At 47.3% G+C, this 24711-nt stretch carries 15 protein-coding genes; 6 read left to right on the top strand and 9 right to left on the bottom strand.

Annotation, left to right across the window (positions count from 1 at the left end; genetic code table 11):
• Window positions 1–3: 3 nt before the first annotated feature.
• The 4 genes from BF9343_RS15115 to BF9343_RS15100 form a co-directional block, all read right to left on the bottom strand.
• Complete coding sequence (locus BF9343_RS15115) at window positions 4–1056, bottom strand: efflux RND transporter periplasmic adaptor subunit (RefSeq protein WP_005789585.1); 1053 nt, start codon at window positions 1054–1056, stop codon at window positions 4–6.
• Window positions 1057–1407: 351 nt separating this feature from the next.
• Window positions 1408–3723, bottom strand: coding sequence for a family 65 glycosyl hydrolase domain-containing protein (locus tag BF9343_RS15110; protein ID WP_010993287.1), 2316 nt, complete (start codon window positions 3721–3723; stop codon window positions 1408–1410).
• Between the two features lie 352 nt (window positions 3724–4075).
• A complete protein-coding gene (locus BF9343_RS15105) occupies window positions 4076–5392 on the bottom strand; it encodes an MFS transporter (RefSeq protein WP_010993286.1) in 1317 nt (438 codons plus the stop codon).
• Between the two features lie 20 nt (window positions 5393–5412).
• Window positions 5413–6423: a LacI family DNA-binding transcriptional regulator gene (locus tag BF9343_RS15100; RefSeq protein WP_005789577.1), complete on the bottom strand. Its 1011-nt coding sequence runs from the start codon at window positions 6421–6423 to the stop codon at window positions 5413–5415.
• Window positions 6424–6738: 315 nt separating this feature from the next.
• On the opposite strand from BF9343_RS15100, the gene BF9343_RS15095 reads away from it, so the two are divergent.
• The 4 genes from BF9343_RS15095 (at window position 6739) to BF9343_RS15080 (ending at window position 15977) form a co-directional block, all read left to right on the top strand.
• Window positions 6739–9747 carry a SusC/RagA family TonB-linked outer membrane protein gene (locus BF9343_RS15095; protein WP_005789575.1) on the top strand — a complete coding sequence of 1003 codons (3009 nt, stop codon included), beginning with the start codon at window positions 6739–6741 and terminating at the stop codon, window positions 9745–9747.
• Between the two features lie 10 nt (window positions 9748–9757).
• The gene (locus tag BF9343_RS15090) at window positions 9758–11377 is read left to right on the top strand and encodes a RagB/SusD family nutrient uptake outer membrane protein (RefSeq protein ID WP_010993285.1); all 1620 of its coding nucleotides are present in this window, start codon (window positions 9758–9760) and stop codon (window positions 11375–11377) included.
• Window positions 11378–11412: 35 nt separating this feature from the next.
• On the top strand, window positions 11413–13011 hold the full coding sequence (locus BF9343_RS15085; RefSeq protein ID WP_010993284.1) for a SusF/SusE family outer membrane protein: 1599 nt from the start codon (window positions 11413–11415) through the stop codon (window positions 13009–13011).
• Between the two features lie 104 nt (window positions 13012–13115).
• A complete protein-coding gene (locus BF9343_RS15080) occupies window positions 13116–15977 on the top strand; it encodes an alpha-amylase family glycosyl hydrolase (protein WP_010993283.1) in 2862 nt (953 codons plus the stop codon).
• A 110-nt stretch (window positions 15978–16087) separates the two neighbouring features.
• Here BF9343_RS15080 and BF9343_RS15075 read toward each other — a convergent pair whose 3' ends face one another.
• The 3 genes from BF9343_RS15075 to BF9343_RS15065 all read right to left on the bottom strand — a co-directional run bounded on the left by BF9343_RS15075 (window position 16088) and on the right by BF9343_RS15065 (window position 19472).
• Window positions 16088–17614, bottom strand: a complete 1527-nt coding sequence (locus BF9343_RS15075) for a M48 family metallopeptidase (protein ID WP_010993282.1) — start codon at window positions 17612–17614, stop codon at window positions 16088–16090.
• A gap of 137 nt (window positions 17615–17751) precedes the next feature.
• Window positions 17752–18873, bottom strand: coding sequence for a TlpA family protein disulfide reductase (locus BF9343_RS15070; RefSeq protein WP_010993281.1), 1122 nt, complete (start codon window positions 18871–18873; stop codon window positions 17752–17754).
• Window positions 18874–19220: 347 nt separating this feature from the next.
• A complete protein-coding gene (locus tag BF9343_RS15065) occupies window positions 19221–19472 on the bottom strand; it encodes a type B 50S ribosomal protein L31 (RefSeq protein WP_005789565.1) in 252 nt (83 codons plus the stop codon).
• A 271-nt stretch (window positions 19473–19743) separates the two neighbouring features.
• Between BF9343_RS15065 and BF9343_RS15060 the strand changes: the two genes are divergently transcribed.
• Together BF9343_RS15060 and BF9343_RS15055 are read left to right on the top strand one after the other, a co-directional pair.
• Window positions 19744–20763, top strand: a complete 1020-nt coding sequence (locus BF9343_RS15060; RefSeq protein ID WP_008769604.1) for an endonuclease/exonuclease/phosphatase family protein — start codon at window positions 19744–19746, stop codon at window positions 20761–20763.
• A gap of 180 nt (window positions 20764–20943) precedes the next feature.
• The gene (locus BF9343_RS15055; protein WP_005798895.1) at window positions 20944–21948 is read left to right on the top strand and encodes a class II fructose-bisphosphate aldolase; all 1005 of its coding nucleotides are present in this window, start codon (window positions 20944–20946) and stop codon (window positions 21946–21948) included.
• Between the two features lie 94 nt (window positions 21949–22042).
• Here BF9343_RS15055 and BF9343_RS15050 read toward each other — a convergent pair whose 3' ends face one another.
• Entirely contained in the window at window positions 22043–23638 is a 1596-nt protein-coding gene (locus BF9343_RS15050; RefSeq protein WP_010993280.1) for an MFS transporter, read from the bottom strand.
• A 4-nt stretch (window positions 23639–23642) separates the two neighbouring features.
• Entirely contained in the window at window positions 23643–24710 is a 1068-nt protein-coding gene (locus BF9343_RS15045; protein ID WP_008661172.1) for an HlyD family secretion protein, read from the bottom strand.
• Window position 24711: the final 1 nt, after the last annotated feature.

The following is a 24711-nucleotide window of genomic DNA, read 5'->3' as shown; positions in this document are numbered from 1 at the left end:
CTCTTATTTCAGTTCCTTTACCGTTTCACCTTCTACCAGTTGTGTCACACCGGCTGTCACCACAGTCTCGCCTGCTTTCAATCCTTTTGAAATGAAAGCCTGTGCATCTCCCATAGGAGAGTAAACGGTTACTTCACGACGGTTCACTTGGTTTCCGTTCAATACCCATACGTAGGTTTTGTTACCTTCGCTTTCACCGAATATCGCGCTCAGCGGCACCACCGTCATGCTCTCTTCCAGGAACGGGCCTACATCGGCAGAGAAGCGTATGCTGCACGTAAAGCCCGGTTTTACTTCGTACAGGGCATGGTCGAAAGCCGGATCGTCGATCGTGATGGTCACCGGGATACCGGTACCGTCTGTCGATATGTCGAGATACTCCTCCAGTTTGGCGTTGAAGATGTGCCCGCGGTAGGTGTCGAATTCTACGCGGAAACGTTGGTCTTTGGAGCGGAGCAGGTAAAGGTAAGCGTCGGGGATAGTGAATTTGATGCGTAGTTTTTTGGTGTTCACCAGCTGTACAATGCCTTCTCCCGAGTTCACGCGTTGGTAATTTTCTACTAACCGCTTCTCGATCGAGCCGTCAAAAGGAGCCGTCAGTCTGGTGTCCCGCATATTATTGCTTGAAAGTTCGTAGGCCGACTTTTTTTGTTGGAAGGTCGATACGCTGATTTCATATTCCTGTACCGAGATGGCTTGCCGTGCCAGCAATCGTTTGTTACGCTCCACTTGTGCGGCGGCGGTTTCGTAAGCCGATTTGTCTGCCGCGTATTGCAAAGCCAGATCACGCGGGTCGATAGCGGCAATCAGTTGTCCTTTTTTGACCCTTTGGCCTTCTACGACTGGCAGGTTAATGATCTGTCCGCTCACGCGGAAGGCCAGTTTCACATAGTCCACAGCCTCTACAATGCCCGAGAAGTCTTTTCTGATTTCCGACCGGGACTCTACCCTGGCCGTCTTTACGGGGCGTACTGTTGTCACACTGTCTTCTTTCTTTTGTCCGCAAGCCGTCAGTAGAATGAGGGCTGCGAGGATACATCCATAGTTTTTTTTCATATTTCCCATTGATTATACGCTAAGTGTTTTTTGTTCCTTTCACCACAGATTCACAGAGAGTTCCACAGAGTGGAAACAATAGAAAAGAAACTCTGTATGGTGTTGTGGCGAACTCCTTTAGTTCGTTTTAAAGTAATTAATAGTCTGTTTAGTCACATTTTGAGGGCGCAAAGATATAAAACTAAAAAACCAAAAACAGTTTTCCGGTTTGTATATTTCATATTATTAACGAAATATTGATTTACCGAAGAGAGCATAAGAAGGTGTAATTTTCCTTACCTGTTTGAAAATCAAAGAAGTATATCTTTTTGCCTTTATGTTCCTTTGAGTCCTGCCATAGAACTCCCTGCCTTAATTTTGTTTCGGTACAATCAAATCTTTACCCTTTTTCAGGTTATAAACAACTTCGGAGATGCGTATGTTCAATTCATATCCCTCTAAAAGAGAGATTTTTATCTCTTGTTTTCCGACTTTCATCTGCAAGGTGCAGTTGCGGAAATTTACTTTGAAAGTATAGCTGTCCCATGCTTCGGGAATGATGGGAGTGAGGTCGAGTTGTCCGTCCAGTATTTTCATTCCCGCGAATCCGCGTACAATGATTTGCCAACTTCCGGCCATACTGGTGACGTGCAGGCCTTGGTGCACCTCGTTGTTGTAGTCGTCCAGATCCAGGCGTGTGGAATGCAGGAAGAGACGGTAAGCTTCTTCCGTATCTCCTATCCATGCAGCCAGAATGGCATGCACGAAAGGCGAAAGAGAAGATTCGTGTACGGTGCGGGGTTCGTAAAACCGGAAGTTGCGACGGATGGTTTCCCGGTCGAAATGTTCATAATAGAGGAAAAGTCCCAACAGCACATCGCTTTGCTTGATGTAGCACGAGCGCAGAATCCGGTCCCACGACCAGTGTTGGTTGATCGGCCGTTCGTTGACGGGAATATCGTTTACCGTACCCAGCACTTTGTCCGGATAGCCGTCGTCTTGCACAAAGATACCGCGTTCTTTGTCTTCGGGCAGATACATTTTCTCGATGATCTCCTTCCATCGCGCCGTCTCTTCGGCATGCCGGAACTCGGTTGAGCGACGTATCCGGTTGTACTCTTCCGGATATTCATGCGCCACCATCTCCAGGCATTCGATGGTGCTTTGCAGGCACTGCACGCAAGAGTAGTTGGTGTACCAGTTGTTGTTTACATTGTTCTCGTATTCATTGGGTCCGGTTACCCCGAGCAGCACATACTTCTGTCGGGCTTCCGAGAAAGAGACTCGCTGGCTCCAGAAACGGCTGATGGCGATCATCACTTCCAGACCGTAGTAGGCGATATATTCTTTGTTGCCTGTTACCCTCGAAAATTGCATGATGGCATACACGATGATGTTGTTGCGGTGTATCTCTTCGAATGTGATTTCCCATTCGTTGTGGCACTCTTCTCCATGGATAGTCACCATCGGATAGAGGGCGGCTCCGCCGCCGAATCCCAGTTTGCGTGCGTTTTCGATGGCTTTGGGTAGTTGGTTGTAACGGTATAGCAAGAGTTTCCGTGATATTTCTCTCGGGGTCGATAACAGGAAGTAGGGCACGCAGCACAGTTCGGTGTTCCATTGTGTATTTCCGCCATATTTCTCACCGGTAAATCCTTTGGGGCTGATGTTCAGGCGCGCGTCGTCTCCCCGGTAGCTTTGGTTCAGCTGGAAGATGTTGAAACGGATGCCCTGTTGCGCTGCCGGGTCTCCCTCGATCATCACATCACTTTCCTCCCAGATTTCTTCCCATTGCTGTTTGTGCGCGCCGACCAGTGCTTCCCAACCCTGCTCTTTGGCGGCTTGCGCTTCGTCCACAGCATACTCCACCAACTCCTGACGGTCGCATTGCAGAGAGGAGAGGATAGCAACATATTTTTCCAGAGTCACCCGGTCACCCGGTTTCACATCGGCACCGGCGCTGAATCCTGTCAATTTCTCCTTTTCTATTTTGATGGGACTGATATGGGTGGGTTTGCTGTTTTTATAAAACTGGTAAGTCATGCCCAGGCAGATTTGTGAATCCTCATGCTTGGTTTGCACCCAGAGGTAGGCGTACTCGTTAGTAGCTTCGGCCCGCAGGATGTTCCACATTTTTTCGTCGAAATTAGAGTTCTCGTGCTTTACGTCGCCGTTCAGGAAGGGTACCAGGGAGATTTTACCTTCGTAGTTCACCGACGTCACACTGTACTTTATCAGACAAAGATTTTGGTTTGCCAGGCTGTTGATATGCTCTACGTGTACTTCCAGCGTGTGGCCTTTGGGTGAGGTCACCCGAAAGTCGCGGTAAGAGATTCCCTCGCGCATGTCGAGTCGTCGTCTGTATGCTTCTACATCCCAATGGGCCAGGTCCAGCTCCTCATCGATCAGTCTCAGGTAAATGCCGCTCCAGTCCGGTGCGTTGGGGACGCGCGAGAAGAAACGGGGATATCCGTTTTTCCACCATCCCACCCGGGTTCGGTCCAGGAAGGTGATGCCTGCCACGTACGAGCCTTGCAGGCTGTCACTGCTATAGGTTTCTTCAAAATTTCCCCGCTGTCCGAACCGGCCGTTTCCGAGGCTGAATATGCTTTCCGAAGCGCGCATGTTATCGGGGTGAAAACCCTCTTCTATGATGTTCCATTCGTCTACCTTGAGGAATTGTTTCATGGCTTTTTAAGATTGAGTCGGTTGTTTACGGCACCCAAGATACAAAAAAAGTCCGTGCCGACAGTGGATAACAGATAAAACTCTGCGCTCTTTTTATCTTTCGTGCTATTTTATGGTACGAATGGTGGGAGATGATTCCGGATCAGCGACAGGTAAGGGGCGATTTATTTTGTTATGAAGGTATTCTTTTATCCCTTGCCGACGGAGGTTGCGTTGGTTTAAAATCAGGTAGCCTTTGGTTTAAAAGAGAGGGTACTTTGATTTTAAACCAATACCCCCTCTCTTTTAAACTCAAAAGTCATTCGCGCTATAGCTGCTTATGGAGCACTTTTTGTCTTTCCGCAGTATACTTTTACGCTTCGTGATGCGCCATCGTCTCTTTGATGAAATATACACAAATGGCACCTGCAATCAGGAGTACGCCTGCCAGCACCAGCATGTTCACCTGATGCCCCCCGACGAGGTGGAGCAGTCCTCCTCCGACAAGGGCGGCGGCGATTTGCGGTACACAGATGGTTCCGTTGAACAGTCCTAGGTAAGCCCCCATGTTTTTGCCCGAAACCGAATTGGTCAGGATAGTGAACGGCATGGCAAGCATGGCGGCCCAGGCACAGCCGATCAGCAGATAAGAGATGAACAGCAGATATTCGTTGTGGAAGAACAGGGTGGATATGAAACCGATGCCACCCAGTACGAGGCTCAGGGCATAGGCCTGTTTGCGGGCCTTGAACAATGGCAATATCACAGCCCAGATGACTGATCCGATGGCCTGCACGGCGAACAGCACGCCTACCCAGTTGCCCGCTTCCTGATAGCCGGCGCTTTGGACGTCCGTAGTGCCCCACACCGTGGCGGCAATGGCACCGTTGGTGTAGGTCCACATGTACATGAAGGCGGCCCAGCAAAAAAACTGTACCAGCCCTACCGTCCAAAACACTTTGGGAGCATGCTTCAGCAGGGAGATAAAGTCGGCTTTTTCCTTCTTTTCGTCCGCCGTGATACCATGGAACTCTTCAAACTCTTTGGGAGGCATCTCTTTCACTTTTACTGTGGTATAGATGACGCATAGAATCAGGATGGCGGCGCCGATGTAGAACGAGTAAATCACCGAGTCGGGCACCGTGCCCTTGTCCGCCGTGTTGCTGATCCCGATAAATGTGAAGATGAATGGGAAAAGATAGCCCATCAGGCTACCCGCATTGCACAGGAAACTCTGAATGGAGTAGGCCAGCCCTTTCTGTTTCTCGTTCACCATGTCACCCACCAGCATCTTGAAAGGCTGCATCGCCATATTGATGGAAGTATCGAGAAACATCAACGCTACCAGTCCGAAGATCATGGCCGTGCCGACTGCCATACCGAAACTTCCCGCATTAGGCAGTAGGCACATCACCCATACCGCCAGCAGCGAACCCGCAAAAAGGTAGGGGATGCGTCGTCCGAAACGGGTCCATGTCTTGTCGCTGGCAGCTCCGATGATCGGTTGTACAATGATTCCCGCCAGCGGAGGGAGTATCCAAAAATAGCTCAGGCTGTGCGGGTCGGCGCCCAGCGTGGCGAATATACGGCTGATGTTGGCGCTTTGAAGGGCATAGGCTATCTGCACGCCGAAAAAACCGAAGCTGATATTCCACAGCTTCCAAAAACTTAAGTCAGGCTTTACTTTCATGGTGTATTTATTAAGTAGATTTATTTCGTCGTTCCCCGTACCACTAAGTTGGTACGCACGATTTTATTACCGCTTTTTCCTTCATCGTTCCCTTCCAGTTTGTCTATCAGCAGCCTGATGGTGCTTTTGCCCACCTCTTCGCCATGTTGCTCCACTGTGGTCAGCTTCGGATCTGTGCTTTGGGCGATGGCGCCGTCGGTGAATCCGCAGATGGACACTTCGTCGGGCACTTTCCGTCCGGTCAGTTTGCACGAGTAGAGGATGCCCGAAGCTGTTTCGTCATTGATGGCGAAGAAGCCGTCCGGATGATCCGGCCTTTCGAGCAGAGCGGGTGTGATGGCGATCGCTTTTTCGCGGCTGTCACATAACTTTATCATGCTTTGGTCCACCGGAATCCGATACTTTTTCATCGCGTCCATATAACCGTTCCGCCGGTTTTTCGATATTTCGAGGTGGGGAGCGGCGCTATAAAAGAAGATGCGCTTGCAGCCCGTCTGTATCATATACTCCACGGCGGCAAACGAACCGGCGTAATCGTCTACCACCACCCGTTCGGTGTTGATACCGGTACAGATGCGATCGTAGAAAACGATAGGAATATTGTTGTCCAGCAATTCCTGGTAATGGTCATATCGGGATGTGTCTTTGGCGAGCGAAGTGATGACTCCGCAAACCCGTGCGGCGAGGAAGGAGTGAACGATTTTTACCTCCCGCTCGTACTCCTCGTTGCTTTGCGCCACCAGGATGTTGTAGCCCGCTTCGGCCGCCGTTCTCTCAATGCCGCTCAGCACACACGAAAAGAAGTGGTGAACTAACTGGGGGATGATGACCCCGATGGTGTTCGAACGGCTGGTGCGCAGGTTCAGTGCCAGTACGTTGGGCTTATAATTATGTTCGCGCGCGTACTTATGTATAGCATCCCTCGTCTCCTGGCTGATGTCCGGATTGTCCTTCAGTGCTCTCGATACGGTGGAGGGCGATACCCCCAGTTCGCGGGCAATGTCTTTGATGGTGATTTGCGGTTTACTCATGGTACATATTGGTTTTCAGCCAAAGGTAAATGAATTTATATAAAGACAAAACCAATGTATATATGGATTTGTTTAATATGTCACAAAAATAGTGTAAAGGAGACTGAAAAGTTCAGTGATAGTATGTTATAAGTCCGCTTTTATGATGCAATCGTTTGCGGAGTTGCATGCGTGGATTTGTTTGAATTTAAATAAGCGACTGTTGTTTAAATAGTATTTTTGCTACGTAATCAAGAATCGGGATGAAGTCGTTCATTCTCTATCTCTTAGAAAGTATATTTAATATTTATATTGTTAACTTTAATTTTTAGATGCATGAAGCAAGTTAATCTTAGAGTCTGTCGTATGATTCTGCCCCTATTGTTTGGGCTATTCTTGTCATTGAGCGCTTATGCACAACAAGTCTCTGTCAAGGGACATGTGAAAGATTCAACGGGTGAACCCGTAATCGGCGCGAATGTGGTTGTGAAGGATAATTCTTCTATCGGTACGATTACCGACCTGAACGGAAACTTTGTTCTGAGTGTTCCTCAAAATTCAACTCTTGTAATTTCTTTCATCGGTTATAAGCCGGTTGAAATGAAAGCCGCTCCCAGCGTGACGGTAACTCTCCATGAAGATGCGGTGATGCTTCAGGAAGCGGTGGTGATTGGTTATGGTACCGTGAAGAAAAATGACGTAACCGGTTCGGTGATGGCAATCGATGCGGATAAGATGGTAAAAGGTATGGCTACCTCGGCTTCCGACCTTTTGGTGGGTAAGGCTGCCGGTGTCAGTGTGATTACCGATGGTGGAGCCCCGGGGGCCGGAGCTACGATCCGTGTGCGTGGAGGTTCATCCATGTCGGCCAGCAACGATCCGTTGATCGTTATTGACGGAGTGCCTGTCGATAACACCGAGATCAAGGGTATGGGCAACCCGCTCTCTACTGTTCATCCCAATGACATCGAGACGTTTACGATTCTGAAAGATGCCTCTGCTACTGCTATCTACGGTTCGCGTGCTTCCAATGGTGTCATTATCATTACCACTAAGAAAGGGCAATCGGGACGCGTGAAGGTAGACTACAGTGGTACGTTCTCTATCAGTACGAAATCGAATACGGTTGATGTGATGAAGGCGGAAGATTTTCGTAATTTTGTAATCGAGAAGTTTGGCGAAAACAGCCTTCAGGCCAATGCGCTGGGTAAAACCTCTACCGACTGGCAAGATGAAATCTTCCGTACGGCTTTCAGTACCGATCATAATGTAAGTGTATCCGGAGCAGTTCCGCATATGCCTTATCGTGTGTCCGTGGCGTATACAAACGAAAACGGTATCCTGAAGACTTCGAATATGCAACGTCTGACAGGTGCCATCAACTTGAACCCCAACTTTTTCGACAAGAAGCTCAACATCCAGCTCAATGTGAAGGGGGTATACAATAAGAACCGTTTTGCCGACCGTGCAGCTATCGGTCTGGCTACCCAGTATGATCCCACACAGCCTGTCTATATGGAAGGCAATCCTTATGGAAACGGATACTTTATGTATATGAAGCAGGAGGGAGACAAGACTTCTCCGATTGATATCGGCCTGGCCAATCCGGTTGCCATGCTTGAAGAGAAAGATGATAAATCGACTGTTTACCGCAGCATCGGCAATGCGCAGATTGATTATAAATTCCACTTCCTGCCTGAACTTCGCGCTAACCTGAACTTAGGTTATGATGTATCGAAAAGTAAAGGTGACGTGATTATAGCCGATAATTCACCTTTGACTTACTGTACGGGTAATTTCAAAAACGGCTTTGGTGAAAACAGCCATTATACTCAGCTGAAACGCAACACTTTGCTTGATTTCTACCTCAACTATGCCAATACGTTCGGAGTTAATTACATTGATGTCATGGCAGGTTACTCCTGGCAGCATTTCTATAATTCGACTACCAACTCCTATCCTTACTCGGCTGCCTATGCAGAGAAGACGGGAGAAGAATTCTATAAAAAAGGAGATGACTATGCGAGCGAAAGCTATCTGGTTTCTTTCTTCGGACGTCTCAACTATACTTTGTTGAACCGTTATCTGGTGACATTTACCCTGCGTAACGACGGCTCCTCACGTTTCAGTCCGGACAATCGTTGGGGACTGTTCCCATCGGTAGCACTGGCATGGAAGCTGAACGAAGAGTCATTCCTGAAGAATGTGAACGCTATTTCGGATCTGAAATTACGTTTGGGATATGGTGTGACCGGACAGCAGAATCTGGGCAATGGAGACTATCCTTATATGGCCCGATACATGTATTCCAAGGCAGGTGCCAACTATTATTTTGGTGATACCGAATACTCACTGATTGCTCCGCAACCTTATGACCAGAACCTGAAGTGGGAAGAAACCACAACCTGGAACGTAGGTATCGATTACGGTTTCCTGAATGGACGCATCACGGGTACAATCGACTATTACTTCCGTAAAACGAAGGACTTGCTGAACACCGTTACGGCTCCTGCCGGAACTAACTTCAGCAATCAGTTGCTGACTAATGTAGGTACATTGGAGAACAAGGGTTTTGAGTTCAGCATCAATGCCCATGCTGTTTCAACACAGGACTGGAACTGGAATATCGGCTATAACATCTCTTATAATAAGAATAAGATCACCAAGATGACTTTCAACGACGACCCGAACTATGCCGGTGTCATCCATGGCGGCATCGATGGTGGTACAGGATACAATGCCCTGATCCATCGGGTAGGTGAGGCGTTCAATTCCTTCTATGTGTTCGAGCAGATTTATGGTCCTGACGGTAAACCTATCGAAGGTGCTTATGTAGATCAGAATGGAGATAACCAGATTAACGACGCCGACTTGATCTGCTTCAAAAAAGCTGCTCCTGATGTGTTCATGGGACTGACCTCACAACTTTCTTATAAGAACTGGGATTTTTCATTTGCTTTGCGCGGTAGCTTCGGTAACTATGTTTACAATAATGTGCAGTCCAACCGTGAGGCATACGAAGGCGCCAATATGTATGACCAGACCGGATTCCTGAAAAATCGTCTGACCTCTGCCCGCAGCACTGATTTCAAGAACGCTCAATACCGTTCCAGCTATTACGTTCAGAATGCTTCGTTCGTGCGTATGGACAACATCTCTTTGGGATATACGTTTAATAAACTCTTCAATGATAAGCAGAGTGCACGCGTATATGCTACGGTACAGAATCCGTTTGTCATTACTAAGTACAAGGGACTGGATCCGGAAATCAGTGGTGAAGGAATCGATAACAACATCTATCCTCGCCCCCGTGTATTCATGATCGGCCTTAATCTCAACTTTTAATCTGTAAAACATGAAAACAATAAAATTTAAATATCTTCTTCCCTGTGCATTGCTGGGAATGATGTTAGGAGTAGCGTCTTGTGTGAACGACCTCGATACGGTTCCACTGGACAAAGACGAATTGGTTTCCGACGTTGTTTTCGGGAACGAGCCCTTGGCTTATGAGCAGAGTCTTGCTAAGATTTATGCAGGCATGGCCATCGGCGGTAACAGCGGGGGTGATTCCGATCAGGATGTGGTAGGCATCGATGGCGGTAGCCAGGCTTCCTTCCTCCGTGTATTGTGGAATATGCAGGATTTGCCTTCGGACATTGCACACTGTGCATGGAATGACCCCGGTATCCCTGAGTTCAACCATATCTCCTGGGGTGCATCTAGTCCGTGGATCAAGGGTTCATATTACCGCCTGTTCTATCAAATCAATGTAGCCAACGCTTATCTGCGTGAGACTGCCGAAGATAAACTGGATGCCCGCGGTTGTGACGCATCACTGAAAGCCTCGATCAAGACATGGCGTGCCGAAGCCCGTTTTCTGCGTGCATTGAGCTATGAATATGCGCTCGACTTGTATCGCAATGTACCGTTTGTAGACGAAAACAGCCCGATCGGAAGTATTCCGCCGAAGCAGATCATGGCTGCCGATCTGTTCAACTGGATCGAGAAAGAACTGACTGAATGCGTAGAGGATATGTTGGAGCCCACAGTGGGATACAGCCAGGACTACGGGCATGCCAACAAAGCTGCCGCGTGGGCACTCTTGTCACGCCTGTACCTTAATGCGGAGACTTACGTTGGCCAGAACAAATATACCGAATGTATCACGTATGCTAAGAAAGTGATCGAAACGGGTTATCAGTTGGAACCTGTTTATGTAGATATGTTCAAGGCAGACAACCACTTGTCCAACGAAATGATTTTCCCGGTACGCTATGAAGGCGATCAGACGATGACCTGGGGTGGTATGACCGCCTTCCTTTGCTGGGGGGCTACGGCGACTCAGGAAGAAGTCAATGCCAAAGGAGCATGGCAGGGTGTAAGGGCAAAATCGTCACTCTACAATCTGTTCCTCAAAGAGAGTGGCAGTGATGCGGATACCCGTAAGGCAATGCTCCGTACCGATTTGACAACCAGTCTTGAAATTATTGACGAAAATACATTCCAGAATAACGGTATTCCCGTTACCAAATACTTCAATGTAAATAAGGATGGAACGCTGCCTCCTTCAAAGGAAGCTTATGTAGACTTCCCGCTTTTCCGTCTGGGTGAAATCTACCTGACGTATGCCGAAGCTGTGCTCAGAGGCGGTCAGGGTGGCGACAGAGCTACTGCTCTCCGTTATGTGAACGATCTGCGTAAGAGAGCGTACAGTGATAAGACGCTGGCTCCTATCTCTGATTCCGATTTGACATTGAACTTCATCATTGACGAGCGAGGCCGTGAATTCTTCTTTGAAGGACAACGCCGTACAGACCTGGTACGTTTCGGACTGTTTACTACTGCCGGTTACGTATGGCCTTGGAAGGGTGGTACAGCCAAAGGTAAGGCTGTTGAGAACTTCTACAACGTGTTCCCGATTCCGTCAGACGATATCGGTTCTAACACCAATCTCAAGCAGAATGAAGGATACTAAAATCGAATGACTATTAAAAACAACGAATTAAGATTATGAAAAAAATATATTTCTATACACTGTTGTTAGGACTTCTGGCCTTTACGGCTTGCGAAGATGAGAAGTCGCCCGTCATGGAGTTGCAGAAAGCCTCTGCTTTTGAGCCTTTCTCTCAAAGCGACTTTACTTTCAACGATGAAAATGCTGCGGCTGAGTTTCCCGAGATCAAGTGGACGGCAGCAGACTATGGAGTGAAGGCAGTGGTGAATTATGACGTTACACTGACGAATGATGCGAATGCGAAAACTGTCTTATTGGGTGAAACCGGAACTACCAGCCTGAAGTTTACCAATGGACAGATGAACACTATGATGGCTAAGGTGGGGGCTTATCCGGGACAGACTTATAACTTTACGATTACGCTGACTTCTAAAGCGTATGACATGACTGCTGATCCGGCTTCGAACTCGATTACTTTTAAGGCGACTCTTTTTGATCCGAATGCGGTTGACTGGAAGTTCGCTTATGTGGCCGTGGGCTATCCGGACTGGGACTATACGAATGCTTACCTGTTGGGCGATCCCGATGGTGACGGGGTATACCAGGGATATGCCAACTTCGATGCGGATGGTGTTTCGTATGCTATTATAGACGGAAGTGATCTTACCAAGATTCTGGCAAAGGATCAGACGGCTGCTAAAAAAGGATTCTACGGGATCAAAGTAGATGCCGAAGGTAAGGTGGAACAGACCGAACCCCTTGTATGGGGAGTGGTGGGAGACGCTACTTCCGGTGGTTGGGATAAGGACACACAAATGGACTATGACGCCACCACCCGCTTATGGACGGTTACTACTTCATTGCTTGACAAAGAGTTTAAATTCAGGTCGAACAATAACTGGGATTCCGATAATTACGGAGCGGTATCCGGTAAGGAGTCCGAACTTGAAGGCGAACTGGTGGCAGGGCCTAATAATTTTAAGGTGTTGAAAGCCAGTCCATACGTGATCACTATGAATCTGACAAATGCCGGTAAATATTCTTATAGCATGGTAGAAACTACCATTGAATTGTCGAGTGCGGAAATGGCATTGCCGGGAAGCTATCAGGGATGGGACGCTACTAAAGATGATTGTTACAAAGTGCAATCTGCTGCCCGCGACTTTATCTATACCGGAACATTTTATTTTGATGCCGATACCAAATTTAAATTCTGGGATGCCGGGGTATGGATCGGTATGATGGGCCCTATCAGTTGGGATGAAGCTAAGAACATAGGGACATTTGTTCTGATGCCCAGCGACGGCGATAATATCAAGATTGAAACAGCCGGATACTATCGGGTAGGTGCCGATATGAAGAAGCTGACAGCCTCGTTGACCAAGACCGGTTGGGAGATAATTGGTGATGCCACACCCGGTGGATGGGACAAAGGAACTGTGATGAATTATGATCCGGCAACTAAACTCTGGTCGGTGGACGTCACTCTGGTAGCCGGTGAGATGAAATTCAGATGGGACGGTGCTTGGACTGTCAATCTGGGTGGCAGCCTGGGGGCATTGACTCAGGATGGTGCTAATATGAAAGTGACAGCCGGAGCCTATACCATTGTATTGAATCCGGATGCTAAAACGGCGACCATGACTAAAAAATAATCCTGTATTTCTCTATCTGGAAGAGAAATGCCAGGAAGATACTTCGGATGTCAACCTGCATAAGGTTGGCATCCTTTTTTATATACAATAATACCTTTTAATCTATGAAATATTTAACTTTTCCGTTTCTGCTCCTCCTGCTTCCGCTGATTGGTTCCGGTTGCTCGTCGGAAGAGAAAGAAACCGATTCTCTGATTCTTTCTTCTGATAGTGAGATTTTTTTTGAGCAAGGCATTGATTTTGCCGCTACTTCGGGAACCCGGAATCTATCGTTCTCGTCAGGACGTCCATGGCGGATCTCGCTGACCACCGATACGGATACACGCAGAGCGGCAGACTGGTGTACGGTGTCTCCATCTTCGGGAACAGCGGGCGATGCTTCTGTGACTATCAGTATACAGGAAAATGCTGATTATGACAGCCGTAGCGTCAAGCTGACCCTGGTGGCGGGAGGAATTGAAAAAAGTTTTACCGTTTCACAAAAGCAGAAAGATGCACTGACACTGACAGCTTCCCGTTTCGAAGTGGGCAAGGAAGGAGGAACTGTGCAGGTGGAAGTAAAAGCCAATATAACATTTGAGGTCGAAATTCCGGAAGTGGATCGTAGTTGGATTTCGCAGGCCAATACCCGCGGACTGGTGGTTACCAACTTGGCTTTTACGGTGGCTCCCAATGAGGGAGTGGCCGGGCGTGAAGGAGAGATTGTCATCAGGAGCGGCAGCCTTTCGGAAAAAATCCGGATCACGCAGGAGGGAAGATGTGACGACGGACTGAGTTTCCGACCTGAGACTCCGGATGCTGACAGGCAATTGACGCTATATTTTAAAGCGACGAAAACTTCCCCGCTCTATGGTTATGCGGGTGATGTGTATGTACATACGGGAGTGGTGTCAGAAGGGACCTGGATGTATGTGCCTGCGGAGTGGAATACTAATGTGGATAAATGTAAAATGGTCCGGGTGGCAGATAATATCTGGAGTATTACGCTGGCACCTTCGATCCGTCAATGGTTTGGTTCGAACGAAACACCGGTTCGGCAATTGGGTGTCGTGATTCGCAGTGCCGACGGGAGCAAGAAAGGAACGGACGGAGACTCGTTTGTCTCTGTTACCGATCATCTGTATAAACCCTTTGAACCCGCGGCTGTCAGATATGCTTCTATGCCTGGCGGTCTGCAGGAAGGAATCAATCTGATAGACGCATCCACAGTCACGTTGGTGCTGTATGATAAAGACAAGAAAGGGGGACATAAGGATTTTGCCCATGTCGTGGGTGATTTTAATGACTGGAAGTTGAGTAATGAAAGCAACAGCCAAATGAACCGGGATGATGCTGCGGGCTGCTGGTGGATTACACTGACCGGACTTCAGCCTACCCGTGAATATGCTTTTCAGTATTATGTCGGTACAAGGGCCGGGGAGATTCTTCGTCTGGCTGATGCTTATAGCCGTAAGATACTCGATCCGGATAACGATAAATACATTCCCTCTTCTACCTACCCCGATGCGAAAGAGTATCCCAAGGGTGCTGTCGGCATTGCTTCTGTATTCAAAATACAAAGGGATTCTTATGAATGGAAGGTTAAAAACTTCCGGATACCCGATAAAAATAATCTGATGATCTATGAACTGCTGTTGCGTGATTTCACTGCCACAGGCGATCTGAACGGTGCTATGGAGAAGATAGGATATCTGAAAAGTTTAGGTTTCAATGCTGTTGAGTTGATGCCGGTGCAGGAGTTCGATGGCAATGACAGCTGGGGATACAATCCTTGTTTCCATTTTGCTTTGGACAAGGCTTACGGTACCGATCATATGTATAAGGCTTTTATCGATAAATGCCACGAAGTGGGTATGGCTGTTCTTTTTGATGTTGTTTACAACCATGCCAGTGGTTCGCATCCTTTTGCCCGTTTGTATTGGGATACCAAAAATAACCGTACGGCAGCCGATAACCCTTGGTTTAATGTGAAAGAACCTCATCCCTATGGTGTCTTTCATGATTTCAATCATGACTCGCCTTTGGTACGTGCATTTGTGAAACGGAACCTGAAGTTCCTGCTGGAGGAATATCGCATCGATGGCTTTCGTTTCGACATGACAAAGGGCTTTACACAAAACAGCAGTACGGAGGCCACTGCCGGAAGTTATGACGCTTCGCGTATTGCCATCCTGAAAGATTATAACGAGACAGTTCGTGAGGTGAATCCGGAGGCAGTCGTCATCCTGGAGCATTTCTGTGACGAAAAAGAGGAGAGCGAATTGGCCGAAGAAGGCATGCAACTTTGGCGTAACCTGAACAATGCTTATTGCCAGTCGGCAATGGGGTATCCGTCAAACAGTGATTTTACACCATTGGTTACTTTCGGAACAACAATGCCCTACGGAGGGTGGGTTGGCTTTATGGAAAGCCATGACGAAGAGCGGACAGCCTTTAAGCAGATTGCTTATGGCGAGGGACCTTTAAAATCGGATATAAATGTCCGTATGAAACAGCTTGCTGCGAATGCTTCATTCTTTTTCACGGCACCCGGTCCTAAGATGGTATGGCAGTTTGGTGAAATGGGATACGATGTGTCGATTGAAGAAGGGGGACGGACAGGTAGGAAACCTCTGCACTGGGAATATCTGGACAATGAAGCTCGGAAAGGGTTGTGCAATACATATGCAAAACTGTTGAAGTTGAGGCGGGAACATTCTGAACTCTTTAATCCGGGGAGCACGTTCTCCTGGTTGGTGAAGACAGCCAACTGGACCGGAGGACGTTTTCTGACTCTTGCAGCAACCAACGGCAAGAGGTTGGTCGTAGTTGGTAATTTTACCGCTAAGCCGATAGAGGCAATCACTTCTTTTCCGGTAACGGGAGTCTGGACAAACTATCTGGATGGTACGAAACTTCATGTGACCTCGATACCGACCGGTCTGATGATACCTGCCCACGAATGTCGCGTCTATATCAATTTCTGATTCTATAAAAGGGCTACACCCTTTACCCCGGAAGGTGTAGCCATCTGTAATAAAGGGTGTAGCTATACCGGTTGTATGGCTACACCCTTTATGGCATTTTAAGATAGCAACTATAGCAGACTGATTTTTGAAAGCATTTTGCTAGCCCAGTCCAGTTCTTCTCCGATCCATTCGGATTCCTGGGTGTTCATGTCGTTTTGCTGTTTATATTCGGCCAGCAGGTCCAGATACTCTTTCAGTTTGTCGGCGGCTTTTGCCTGTTTGTTCATGCGCATCAGCAACAGAATCTCCTGTTTGTTGATATCCAGATTGCGTGCAGTGGCAATTTCCCGGGCCTTTTCCAATAGTTTCATACAAGCTTCGTTGCTCTCCGGGGTATTCTCCTGAGCCATACGTGCTTTGACCAGGATCACGTAGTCATGATCGGAGGCCACCCGATTGTCTATGTTCTTCTGAGCCAGTTGTTCCGCCATTTTATAGCGTTTGTCTCCCTGATACATGGCAGCATTGAAAGTCACGATGTCCGAGGTCATTTTCTCAAACATATGGCTGTGTATGCCTTCGGTTTCTCCCAGTTTGGCAAGGCGCTCCTTCAACAGACCGTAGCTGCCGTAGCGTGTCAGGTTGTCGTAGCGATGGACTGAGCCATAAAACTCTTTTATTTTATTGATGGCAGAAGAGAGAGCATTGGGGTTCATCCCTTTGAAGGCAAGGTAATCGCGGGCAATCCGGTCGGCTTGCAGCTCCTGCTTGCTGCTGTAATCCATACCCAAGCGATTCACTGTACGCACGTTGATCAGAGCGGCAATGGTTCCGATGCTGGCTGCCAACTCGATGGCACCCACCCGTTCGTCATATCCATACATCCAGTTGGTATCGTCGGCCGCCATGGCTACTGTCCCCAATACATCCGCCCAGAAAGCGGCCCGTTTGGCGCGGGTTTCGGCACGTGACACATTATCCACCTGATGATCGAGGATGAAATGAACCATTTCGTTGGCGATAATAGCTTCCAGTTCTTCTTCCGAATCGATGGTACAGAGAAGTCCGGTGCTTACCAGCATGGCCCCGTTGGGTAGCATATAGGCATCCGGTTCGGGTGACTGAATGATGCGTACATTCAGTCGTTCCGGACGGTTCGTATCTATTTCGCCGGGATTGACTTTGGCAAAAATGGCCTGTACATAGTCTTGAATGTAGGCGTCTTTGTAGGCTATTTCGTTGAGTTTATCCAGATAGTCCAGGCACTCCTCGTCCAGTTCCTGTCGCATCTTGTAACGATAACCTTTCCGATTGTAGTAATCATACATGCCTTGTGACAAGTAAACGCCTTGCCAGTATTCAAGGACTGTCGCCGGTTTCAGCCGGATGATCTTACCGGCTTCTTCTGCCCCGACAGGATATTGCAGCCCGTCTATTTCCACGGCATAGGTGATGCCTGCCGTTTCATCGGGTGAAATGCGCATTTTTCGTACTCCCCGGATGACGACAGGAGTACCTTTCGTGTAGTTTTGGTACTTTTCGGTCAGTTCGCCTTTCAGTGCAATGGGACCGCTGAGGTCATTTCCTTTCCGGTCTTTGGCATAGAGGATGCACGAGGTCAGAAAGAGCATAAATAGGATAGTCAGTCGTTTCATAGTCGTATCTTTTTTAGTGAATTTATGATTAGATGTTACGAAGATACGAAAGAAGTTTCCTACAGCGCTGTTTTTTCTCCTATTGTGCCATAGGGTTTTCCCTATAAAAGTATATATTGCTTCTGGAAAGCTGTTTTTTACTTTGATGCTTCTGTAGGTGAGGGATTTGGGAGAATAATTTCCATGATCTCTTTCTCCATGCCGGAGTGGTGCATGGCATATCCTTTCCAGTATTTTTCTATTCGCCCATTGGGTGCTATCAATATAAAACAAGGGATGGATTTTATTCCGTAGCGGGATGCAATCCCCGTCAGGCCTTGCCCGTCGCTGAGGTTTTCCCATAGAAAATCAGAGCTTCCCTTTACCTGGCTTTCGCGACTGCCGACATTGATACTGATAATCGTCAGTTTGTCCGCACAGGAAGAGAACAGTTCCTTTAAGCCGGGCACTGACTTCTTGCAAGGTGCACAATATAGATCCCAGAAATCCAGCAGAATATATTTCCCTTTATTTAAATAATCTGTCAGTTTGCAAGAATCTCCTTTCAGATCAAATAGGTTGGCATCTATATAATAGTCTCCTTTTTCGGGTGTTTTGTCGGGATAAAAATAAGATTTGGCAAACTTACCATAATAGGTTTGCTTTTGCTTTCCTGTTAATTGGCCATAAATTTCTCTCCCCATACAGAGATGTTTCGGATTGGTCATCCAATGGGCATAACCACTCGATAAGAAAAAGTACACCAACCCTGTATCAGTCAGTTTAGGCTGTTTATGCAGATGGCTGAGTATGCGGATCTGCCCTGGTAGGTCATTCTGTATGATTTGATTCGTTAGTATTCGAACACTGTCCGGAGTGAGTGACCTATCCCATAATTGCCTGCTGTTCATCCGACTTGTCTTTATTATATTGTCCTTGCCTTTCAGTTGTCTATAGAAGTCTTCTTCTGCTTGTTGCGGCATGTTGTTCTCCACAATCCAGGTTTCCGGTACTTCTGAATTGGCGGATACTCTTATGGTGTCATCGCCGACCCACAAACGTAGGTTAAGTGTACCGATAGCCTTTTCTGTTCCGTACAAATAGATAATATCCGGAGTCTTTTCTCTTTTGCCTTCCAAACGAAAGGTGCCGTTACGGATCATGTCAGATGTGAAATAAATCATTGCTCCCATTCCGTTCCAGCGTCCGAGGTAGAGAATAGAGCCGTCGGGAACATATCCATTGGTTTTCCCTTCGATTACGAAATGTTGTGCGTGCATATCCCAAGAGGAAAGACAGAACAAAACTAAAAGCCATATCCGTTGATACTCCATTATTATTCCTTTCTTTATTTTTTGTAGTAGTGGTCAGTTACCTTTATCCATCTCTGACCTTTTTTGCTTTTCCTGCTACTTTACGAGGATAGGAGGGGAGATCCGGGAGGGTTTCTGTTGTTTGCTGTAAATGAACTAAAAATATTAGTTGCAAACCTAATTTTGATAGTTAATAAACTAAAATGGATCGTTTTTGGGAAGCAGTTTCCTTTGCGGAGTGGCTTTAGGGCAAAAAAATAAGCTGCCTCAATATTGGGGCAGCTTATTTTTTATCAATCGGATGATCCGACCTATTATTTCTTACGGTTACCGTAGCGGCTCATGAACTTGTCAACACGTCCGGCTGTATCTACCAATGTAGATTTACCTGTATAGAACGGGTGAGAAGTGTTAGAGATCTCGATTTTCAGTAACGGATAAGTTTCACCTTCGAATTCGATGGTCTCTTTTGTAGCTACAGTTGATTTAGACAAAAACATATCACCGTTTGACATATCTTTGAATACTACCGGACGGTATGATTCAGGATGAAGACCTTTTTTCATTTTAATATTCGTTTTTTAAATTATTATATCGTTTTACTATTTGGTAAGAATAGTGTAATGGTCATTTTTCAGGTTGCAAAGATAATGCTTTTTTGTTTCTTAGGAAAAAAGTTTTGGAAAAAAAGTCGTATTCTCGCTTTTTTTTAAGACTTTTGCAGGGGTGACGGGTTAAGGGATTACACGGATTGGCACAGATTGAAGATTTATTTCATTGGAAATTGAAGAATCTGTGCTAAACCGTATAATCTGTGGTGAACTCAAAAATAAATATATGAAGAAACTAATTATTGCATTCAACTTTTTATTGTTGCTGGCGGTCGGTGGCCGGGCACAGGATCATGCGGACGGGCTGTACAGCGTAGCTTTTTACAATCTTGAGAATCTGTTTGATACCATTCATGATACGGGAAAAAACGATTATGAATATCTTCCGGATGCGGCAAAGGGGTGGAACTCGGAGAAATATCGTTCGAAACTGAAAAATCTGTCCAAGGTGCTGGGCGAACTTTCGCGTGATAAAGTACCGGCAGGGCCTGCCGCAATCGGTGTGGCGGAGGTGGAGAACCGGCGCGTGCTTGACGATCTGATTCGCCAACCCGAACTGGCTGCCGGAGGTTATCGATACATACATTATGAAGGACCTGACAAACGGGGCATCGACTGTGCGTTGCTGTATGACCCCAAACAATTCACTCCCCATGCGACGGCATTGGTGCTTTCCACTCCTTTCGAGGGAGATACCATCCACAAAACCCGTGGATTCCTGATTGTAGGCGGCGAGCTGGCGGGTGATAAAGTCTGCTTGATAGTCAACCACTGGCCCTCTCGGGGGGCGGCGGAACCGGTACGCGTGCACGCTGCCATGCAGGTGAAGGCATTGAAGGACTCGCTGATGCGTACGGATCCGGACTTGAAACTGATTATCATGGGCGACCTCAACGATGATCCGATGGACTTGAGCCTTGCCGTACTGGGGGCAAAGAAACACGTCGAAGATATGACTGAAGATGACCTTTACAACCCCTGGTGGGTGACGCTGGAAGATAAGGGAGTGGGCACTTTGCTCTATCGCGGCAAATGGAATCTGTTCGATCAGATCATCCTTTCGCCCACGCTGCTTCAAGCCACAAAAGGATTGAAATATGATCACAATGAAGTTTTCATGCGCGATTACCTGTTTCAGCAGGATGGTAAATATAAGGGTGCACCCCTGCGTACATATGGTGGCAGAGTGTGGTTGGATGGTTACAGCGATCATTTGCCTACCATTATATATATGAGGAAACAATAAAAAACCTTTATTTGCTACGTAGACATTACAAACAGCTCTTAAAGGATGGGAAATAATTTGAAATAGAATTGAATTACGCTCCTCAAACGGATATTTCCGCCCGAGGGTTTCTCTATTCAAAGGATTATTCTTACTTTTGCATAGAATTTTTAATTCACTAACAATAAACTTTTAAACAAAATGGTTAATTACAAAGATTTAGGTCTGGTAAACACTAGAGATATGTTTGCTAAGGCTATCAAGGGTGGATATGCAATCCCTGCATTCAACTTCAACAATATGGAACAGATGCAGGCTATCATCAAGGCTGCTGTAGAAACTAAGTCTCCGGTTATTTTGCAGGTATCAAAAGGTGCTCGTCAGTATGCTAACGCTACATTGTTGCGTTACATGGCTCAGGGTGCTGTAGAATATGCAAAAGAACTCGGCTGCAAAAATCCTGAAATCGTTTTGCACCTCGACCACGGAGATACTTTCGAAACTTGCAAAAGCTGTATCGACTCAGGCTTCTCTTCTGTAATGATCGACGGTTCTCACCTTCCTTACGACGAAAACGTTGCTCTGACTAAGAAAGTTGTTGAATACGCTCACCAGTTCGATGTAACTGTAGAAGGTGAACTTGGCGTATTGGCAGGTGTAGAAGACGAAGTTTCTTCTGACCACCACACATATACTGAACCGGACGAAGTAGTTGATTTCGTTACCAAGACAGGTTGCGATTCATTGGCTATCTCTATCGGTACTTCTCACGGTGCTTACAAATTTACTCCGGAACAGTGCCACATCGATCCGAAGACAGGCCGTATGGTTCCTCCTCCGTTGGCATTCGACGTATTGGACGGTGTAATGAAAGAACTTCCGGGATTCCCTATCGTTCTTCACGGATCATCTTCAGTTCCTGAAGAAGAGGTTGCAACTATCAACCAGTTTGGTGGTGCACTGAAAGCTGCTATCGGTATTCCTGAAGAGGAACTGCGTAAAGCCGCTAAGTCTGCTGTTTGCAAAATCAACATCGACTCAGACTCTCGCCTGGCTATGACTGCTGCTATCCGTAAGGTATTCGCAGAAAAACCGGCTGAGTTCGACCCGCGTAAATATCTGGGACCGGCTCGCGACAATATGGAAAAACTCTACAAGCACAAAATTATCAACGTGCTGGGTTCTGACAACAAGTTAGCTGAATAAATTCCAAATCTAGTATTTAAAAGTTTTACTTGATTTAATTTATATTTTAAGAAGCCACTCAAGCAATTGGGTGGCTTTTTTGTATCTCTTCTCATTATACCATATCGTCACCCGTCTTCACTACAGCCACCTTCAGCGTTTTATGGAAAGGAATGAACGCTGCGATGACAGCAATCACCAGTGCCAGTATCAGTACATAGCCGATTAGGGTTTTCAGGGCAAGCAACAGGGATTGCTGCTGCAAAGTGGAGTACAGACTGTTGGCTGCCAATTGTCCGGCCTCGCCGAATTCGTGCCCTTGCGCCAGGGCATTGCTCAATGCCTGATTGTATTTTTGTTCGGCCAGCGGATTGGTCAGCGTCATGTTTTCCGAAAGAATGTTCATCCCCTTTGCCTGCAGATAGTAAAGCATGTTGTTAAAGAACGAAGCGGACAGGACCGGAGCTAATACTGAGCGGAATGAAATCAGGAAGAAGGCATTGGACAACGTCAGGCGCGGGTCTAAATCTTCGACAACAAACACACCGAACGCAATGAATATGACCATCATCCCCACTCCCCGGAACAGGATGGGGAGGTAGAGCATTTCATAAGTTCCATAAGGGGTGATACCAAAGTAGAGGATAGCCAGATAGATGACGTAGCAGAACATACCTCCTGAAATGAGGAAGCGAAACCGCCATCGTTGCCATCGGAACCACCAGAAGCAAATGACGGCCCCTACCACATATCCGGGCAATAGCCACAGGCTCAGCGAATTGGCGTGTATGCTGTCTACCCGGATGATGCTGTTCATATAGTTGGTTACCAGTGAACTGGTGGCTGTCAGGAACATGGCGAGTACCATGAAGCCATATCCGATGATGGATTTATGCAGAAAGAGTGGTTTCAGGCTGACAAAGGGTTTGCCTTGTGTACGCTGCCGATGGATGAAAAGAGCTATCAGGAGCGGGATGACGAATACATATACTCTGATCTTCGGGGATGCGAACCAATCGAGTGTTTTCCCGTAGGTAAATGTATAGAGCGTTAGCAGGAAAGCGGTGGCGATGATGAACATGCTTCTTCCGTCCATTTCTTTGAACGGAATGTGCATGGGACGCCTTGCATAGCGGAAGAAACAGATGACGAACAGAATGGCGATCAGCAAGAGGATGGTGACAAAATAGTACATGTGCTGCCATTGGTAGTGATAGGCCAGTTGAGCGGTGATAGCCATCGATAGCTGACCTCCGGAGAAAACGATGGGGTAGAAGTAGGCATAGAATTCACTTCGTACGTTTTTCGGACTGAAGAGCGGGCGGATCAGGATGATGAACTCCAACATGACGAAGGCTTTGAGAAATCCCATACAGAAACTGCATACCATGATGACATCCATACTACCGGTTTTGGCGCATACCAGGCTGAAGAATATCTGTAGCAGCAGGTCGGTAAGCAGTAAGGTTTTCGGAGTGGCTATGGTGCGTATTTTCGGTACGATGGGATAGGCAACAGCTATCCCTACCGAAGCTGAATAGTAAGCCATGGTAATATCTTCGCTCAATACTCCCAGCGTGTTCGATACTTCGACCATACTTCCTGTGTAGGCACCGTTGAGCAGGGTGATGGGAAAGATGACAATAAACATGGTCACGATGCCCAACCATTGAGGCACCCAGGGACGGGTAGGCAGATTGAGCTTCACCATAAGCCTAAGGGCGGACCGCTTCCGTTTCTACCATCATCCCTGCACGGAGACATTCCATCTCTTCGGGTGAGGCGTCATTGAGATCGATGCGGACCGGAATGCGTTGCTGCACTTTGACGAAGTTCCCTGCCGAATTGTCGGTCGGTACCAGGGAGTATTTCGATCCGGTGGCTTCGGAAATGGCGGTTACGGTCCCGTGAAAAGTGCGTCCGCTGAAAGCATCTACTTTGATGCGGACTTTTTGCCCGATATAGATATGGGCAATTTGAGTCTCTTTATAATTGGCTGTCACCCACTTGTCATTGCCCCGTACCAGGTAGGAAAGAGTTTGTCCGCCTTGTACGAACTGTCCCGGTTCAAGTGTACGTCGTCCCGTGTATCCGTCATAGGGTGCGGTGACAACGGTATACGACAGGTTTAGTCGGGCCATCTCCAGGTCGGCCTCCTTCCGGAGGATATTGGCTTCGGCGCCTGTACTGCGTTTGCTGGTTTCGGAATACTGCGATTGGGCCGCTTCTTTTTGTCGCAACAGGGCGTTGTATCTTGCCCGGGTCGCTTCGAAGTTCGCTTTGGCCAGTTCATAATCCTGTTGGCTGACGGCCTGCTTTTTCAGGAGCCGGGTATATCGGTTCAGTTCCGCTTCTTGCTGTGAAAGGTGTGCCAGTGTTTCGGCTATGTTGGCTTCCTGCACGGCTACATTTACTCCTGAAGTCCGGATGCCGGAGTTTAACACTTCCTTTGATCCCAAGGCATCCATCAAGGCCGCTTCCGCGTCTTTCAGCCGGATCCGGTATTCCCGGTCGTCCAGTATCAGTAACGTGTCGCCGGCATGAACATACTGATGTTCGGTAAAACGTACTTCTTTGATATAGCCCGGTATCCGGATGTTTAGCGGAGCGATGTATTGATCCACTACGGCATCATTGGTTATCTCATAGCGGGCGTATTTCCAGAAGTAGTTTACTGTCCATGAAATACCTGCCAATGCCAGCAGGATGCATACTGTGTTGAGAAAGATGTTCCTGAACTTCAGTCTTCTCAATTGTTTTAGCTTTATCTGACGGGTGGACATG

It is taken from the genome of Bacteroides fragilis NCTC 9343 (genome assembly GCF_000025985.1).
Classification (GTDB): domain Bacteria; phylum Bacteroidota; class Bacteroidia; order Bacteroidales; family Bacteroidaceae; genus Bacteroides; species Bacteroides fragilis.
Note: the sequence above shows the minus strand (reverse complement) of the source record. Positions and strands in the feature narration are given on the sequence as shown.

Excerpts from the sequence above, each read along its gene's own strand:
- BF9343_RS15115 (WP_005789585.1), bottom strand. The coding sequence starts at position 1,056 with ATGAAAAAAAACTATGGATGTATCCTCGCAGCCCTCATTCTACTGACG.
- BF9343_RS15110 (WP_010993287.1), bottom strand. The coding sequence starts at position 3,723 with ATGAAACAATTCCTCAAGGTAGACGAATGGAACATCATAGAAGAGGGT.
- BF9343_RS15105 (WP_010993286.1), bottom strand. The coding sequence starts at position 5,392 with ATGAAAGTAAAGCCTGACTTAAGTTTTTGGAAGCTGTGGAATATCAGC.
- BF9343_RS15100 (WP_005789577.1), bottom strand. The coding sequence starts at position 6,423 with ATGAGTAAACCGCAAATCACCATCAAAGACATTGCCCGCGAACTGGGG.
- BF9343_RS15095 (WP_005789575.1), top strand. The coding sequence starts at position 6,739 with ATGAAGCAAGTTAATCTTAGAGTCTGTCGTATGATTCTGCCCCTATTG.
- BF9343_RS15090 (WP_010993285.1), top strand. The coding sequence starts at position 9,758 with ATGAAAACAATAAAATTTAAATATCTTCTTCCCTGTGCATTGCTGGGA.
- BF9343_RS15085 (WP_010993284.1), top strand. The coding sequence starts at position 11,413 with ATGAAAAAAATATATTTCTATACACTGTTGTTAGGACTTCTGGCCTTT.
- BF9343_RS15080 (WP_010993283.1), top strand. The coding sequence starts at position 13,116 with ATGAAATATTTAACTTTTCCGTTTCTGCTCCTCCTGCTTCCGCTGATT.
- BF9343_RS15075 (WP_010993282.1), bottom strand. The coding sequence starts at position 17,614 with ATGAAACGACTGACTATCCTATTTATGCTCTTTCTGACCTCGTGCATC.
- BF9343_RS15070 (WP_010993281.1), bottom strand. The coding sequence starts at position 18,873 with ATGCACGCACAACATTTCGTAATCGAAGGGAAAACCAATGGATATGTT.
- BF9343_RS15065 (WP_005789565.1), bottom strand. The coding sequence starts at position 19,472 with ATGAAAAAAGGTCTTCATCCTGAATCATACCGTCCGGTAGTATTCAAA.
- BF9343_RS15060 (WP_008769604.1), top strand. The coding sequence starts at position 19,744 with ATGAAGAAACTAATTATTGCATTCAACTTTTTATTGTTGCTGGCGGTC.
- BF9343_RS15055 (WP_005798895.1), top strand. The coding sequence starts at position 20,944 with ATGGTTAATTACAAAGATTTAGGTCTGGTAAACACTAGAGATATGTTT.
- BF9343_RS15050 (WP_010993280.1), bottom strand. The coding sequence starts at position 23,638 with ATGGTGAAGCTCAATCTGCCTACCCGTCCCTGGGTGCCTCAATGGTTG.
- BF9343_RS15045 (WP_008661172.1), bottom strand. The coding sequence starts at position 24,710 with ATGTCCACCCGTCAGATAAAGCTAAAACAATTGAGAAGACTGAAGTTC.